Origin of the sequence: Candidatus Methylomirabilis sp., assembly GCA_036000645.1 — a bacterium.
Classification (GTDB): Bacteria; Methylomirabilota; Methylomirabilia; order Methylomirabilales; family JACPAU01; genus JACPAU01.
Genome location: DASYVA010000012.1, coordinates 1 through 3,900 on the forward strand (window position 1 = coordinate 1; position 3,900 = coordinate 3,900).

Below are 3,900 nucleotides of genomic sequence, written 5' to 3' on the forward strand. Positions count from 1 at the left end.
TCCGGGAGGATTACGGGTAGAGGCCGCGGAGCCGGTGGGCCTCCGCCACCCGCTTCACGGCGAGGCTCATGGCGGCGAGGCGCATCGGGATCCGCTGTTCCCCCGCGTAGTCCCAGACCCGCCGGAAGGCCCCCACCATGATCTCCTTCAGGCGCTGGTTGATCTCCTCCTCCCGCCAGAAGTAGAACTGCAGGTCCTGGACCCACTCGAAGTAGGAGACGGTGACCCCGCCGGCATTGGCCAGGATGTCCGGGACCACGCGGATGCCTTTCCCCTCCAGGATCCGGTCCGCTGCCGCGGTCGTCGGGCCGTTGGCCCCTTCCACCACGAGCCGGGCGCGGACAGACCCGGCGTTCCGCTCGTGGATCGCCCCCTCCAGCGCGGCGGGGATCAGGATGTCCACGGGCAGGCCGAGGAGTTCCTCGTTGGAGATCTTGTCCGTGTCCGGAATCTCCGCGAGCCGTGCGCCCTCCTGGAGGGACCGCAGGATCCGGGGGATGTCGAGCCCCTTGGGATTATGGATCCCGCCCTTCGAGTCGGAGAGGCCGACGATCCGGCAGTCAGCCTCTTGCAGGAGCCGCGCCGCGACCCCGCCGACGTTCCCCTTCCCCTGGACCGCGACGGTGGCCCCCGCGAGGCTGATCTTCAGCTCGCGGGCCGCCTCGGCGGTCACGAAGCTGACGCCCCGCCCCGTGGCCTCCCGCCGCCCGAGCGAGCCTCCGAGGAGGACCGGCTTGCCCGTCACCACGCCCGGGACCGTGATCCCTCGCTGCATGCTGTAGGTGTCCATCATCCAGGCCATCGTCTGCTCGTTCGTGTAGACGTCGGGGGCGGGGATATCCAGCTCCGGCCCGATGAGGAGGACGATCTCGGAAGTGTACCGGCGGGTCATCCGCTCCAGCTCCCCTTGGGACATGGTCGGCGGGTTGCACCGGACCCCGCCCTTGGCCCCGCCGTAGGGCAGGCCCATCAGGGCGCACTTCCACGTCATGAGCATCGCCAGGGCGGTGACCTCATCCAGGTTGACGTCCGGGTGGTAGCGGACGCCCCCCTTGGTGGGGCCGAAGGAGTTGTCGTGCTGGACCCGGTAGCCCTCGAAGACCTCGACCCGGCCGTCGTCCATCCGGGTCGGGACCGAGACGATGAGGGCCCGCTGCGCCCGCCGCAGCCGCTTGTGGAGCCCTTCCTCGAGCTTGATCTGCGCGGCAACCTGATCGAGTTGGGCCACTGCCTCTTCCAGCATGGTCGGCATGGGCCTATCCTCCAGCCTGCATCTGCCGCCGGGCGGCCTCCCGGGCAGCGTCGAGGACCGTCCGGACCGGGATGCCCGCGGCTGCCGCGAGCCGCCGGCAGTCCTCGAACTCCGGGCTCACCTGCACCACCCGCTCCCCGAGCTGCCCCACCTTCACCGCCACCGGACCGTACGGGGTCTCGACCGTCCGGATCTCCCGCGTGAGCTTGAGTCGCCCGCGCCGGCTCACCCGCAGGCCGAACGTCGTGCTCCCCTGCAGGATGAGGGGGGCGAGGCGGCCCTCCGCTCCCGCCTCGGCGAGGACGGTGAGCACCGTCGCCGGCCGGGACTTCTTCATGATGACCGGCGTCAGGTACACGTCCAGCGCCCCGGCCGCGAATAGCTCCTCCATCAGCGGCTCGAAGAGCTGCGGGTTCATGTCGTCAATGTTCGCCTCGAGGACGGCCACCTCGTCGGTCGCGGCGGCGTCGGGCGCGTCCCCCACGAGGAGCCGGAGGCAGTTGGGCTGGCCGGCAAGCTCCCGGCTCCCGGCCCCGTAGCCGACGGCCCGGACCGTGAGCAGCGGGGGCGGGCCGAAGGCTCCGGCCACGGTGGCCAGGATGGCCGCGCCGGTGGGGGTCGTGAGCTCGGCTTCGACCTTGCTTCCGTAGCAGGGGATGCCCTTCAGGAGCTCCAGCGTCCCGGGAGCGGGGACGGGGAGGGTGCCGTGGGCCGTGGCGACCCTTCCGCCGCCCAGATTGACGGGCGAGGCCTCGACCCCGTCGGCGCCGAGGGCGGCGAGGCCGGCGACGGCCCCGACCACGTCGGCGATGGCGTCGCGGGCCCCCACCTCGTGGAAGTGGACAGCCTCCGGCGAGCTCCCGTGGACCGCCGCCTCGGCTGCGGCCAGGCGGGTGAAGATCGCCGCGGCCCGCTCGCGGGTCGCCTCCGGGAGGCGGCTTTCGCGCAGGATCGCCAGGATGTCCGGCAGGCTCCGGTGCCCGTGGCGGTGGCCGGCGCCGGGACGAATGAGCCCGGGGTCGGCCTGTCCGGACGGCTCCCCGGTCAGAACGTCCACCTTCGTCGCGGCGAAGCCCCCCCGCATCACCTTCCGGGCCTCGACCTCGAGGCCGGGAAGGCCGAGGGCGGCCACCGCCTCCTTCAGAACGGTGAGCGGCACGCCGGCGTCCACCAGGGCGCCGAGGATCATGTCGCCGGCGACCCCCGAGAAGCAGTCGAAGTAGGCGATGCGCATCCGTCCCTTCACGCGCCGAGCGCGTTGATCCGGTGGGCGAGGACGCCGGCGCCGAAGCCGTTGTCGATGTTCACCACGGCGGTGCCGGCGGCGCAGGAGTTGAGCATCGTCAGGAGGGCCGCGAGCCCCGCGAGGGAGGACCCGTACCCGACGCTGGTGGGGACCGCGACGAGCGGCCGGTCCGTCAGGCCCCCGACGACGCTGGGGAGGACCCCGTCCATCCCGGCCACCGCCACGAGGACGCGAGCGCCCCGGAGGCGCTCCACCTGGGCGAGCAGCCGGTGGAGCCCCGCCACCCCCAGGTCGTGGACGCTCTCGACGTGGCTCCCCAGGAGGTCGGCGGTGACCGCGGCCTCCTCGGCTACCGGGATGTCGGCCGTCCCGGCGGTGAGAATGAGAACCCGCCCCACCCGCTGCCCGTCGTCCCCTCGCCGGACGGTGACGGCTCGCGCCTGTTCGTGGAAGACGGCGTCGGGTGCCACGGCTCGAATGCGTTCGTGGATGGCCGGGGTCGCGCGGGTGGCCAGGAGGCGACTGCCTCCGGCTAACAGGCGCTCGGCGATGCCGGCGACCTGCTCCGGGCTCTTCCCCTCACAGAAGATGACCTCGGGAAAGCCCTGGCGCAGCGCCCGATGGGTATCCACCGTGGCGTAGGGGAGGGATTCGAACGGGAGGGACTTCAGGCGGGTCAGGGCCTCCTCGATGCCGGTCGTGCCGGCCTGGACGGCTTCGAGCAACTGCCGGACGGTCTCAAGGTCCACGTCTGCCTCCGAAAACGCGTCCCGCACCGGGAAGCCTAGCACAACGGAAAAGGCCTGGCCAACGCGAAACTCCTGCGCTTGCGGCGCGGCGGGGCCCTGTGTCATAGTCTCTCCATGCATCCGCGACCGACCGAGCCGGTGACCGACCCGGAGCGCCTCGCGCGCCTGGTCAAGGACCTGGGGCGGCGGCAAGGGTTCGACCTGGTGGGGATCTCCCCGGCCACCCCGCCCCCCCACGAGGCCTCCTTTGCCGAGTGGCTCAAGCAGGGGTATGCCGGCGAGATGGCCTACCTGTCCCGGACGGAGACCAGGCGCCGGCACCCTGGCTCGTTCCTCCCGTGGGCGAAGTCGGTGATCTCGGTGGCCCTGAACTACTACACCCCCCACCGGCGGCCTACCAGCAACGAGGGCCTCAAGGGCTGGATCGCCCGCTACGCCTGGGGGGATGATTATCACGGAATCCTGGAAGAGCGCCTCGCCGTCTTCCATCGGGCGCTCGAGGGGGCGGTCGGGCATCCCGTCCAGGCCCGGGCCTATGTGGACGCCGGCCCTGTCCTGGAGCGGGACTTCGCCGCACGCGCCGGGATCGGCTGGTTCGGGAAGAACACGACCATCCTCTCCACGGAGATCGGGTCTTATTTCTTCCTGGGGGA

Annotated in this window: 4 protein-coding genes; 1 reads left to right on the top strand and 3 read right to left on the bottom strand. The window is 71.7% G+C overall.

From position 1 onward, the window contains the following. Positions 1-10: 10 nt before the first annotated feature. Genes VGT06_00370 through larB form a run of 3 tightly spaced genes read right to left on the bottom strand, consistent with a single transcriptional unit; the run spans position 11 to position 3,247 of the window. Positions 11-1,252 (bottom strand): Glu/Leu/Phe/Val dehydrogenase, encoded by a 1,242-nt coding sequence (locus VGT06_00370; GenBank protein HEV8661587.1) that lies wholly within the window; start codon positions 1,250-1,252, stop codon positions 11-13. 4 nt (positions 1,253-1,256) lie between these two features. Further along, a complete protein-coding gene (larC, locus tag VGT06_00375) occupies positions 1,257-2,486 on the bottom strand; it encodes a nickel pincer cofactor biosynthesis protein LarC (protein ID HEV8661588.1) in 1,230 nt (409 codons plus the stop codon). Positions 2,487-2,494: 8 nt separating this feature from the next. Continuing rightward, positions 2,495-3,247, bottom strand: a complete 753-nt coding sequence (gene larB, locus VGT06_00380) for a nickel pincer cofactor biosynthesis protein LarB (protein ID HEV8661589.1) — start codon at positions 3,245-3,247, stop codon at positions 2,495-2,497. Between the two features lie 114 nt (positions 3,248-3,361). On the opposite strand from larB, the gene VGT06_00385 reads away from it, so the two are divergent. Beyond that, positions 3,362-3,900, top strand: a 539-nt coding sequence (locus VGT06_00385) for a QueG-associated DUF1730 domain-containing protein (protein HEV8661590.1), incomplete at its 3' end; no start/stop codon positions are given.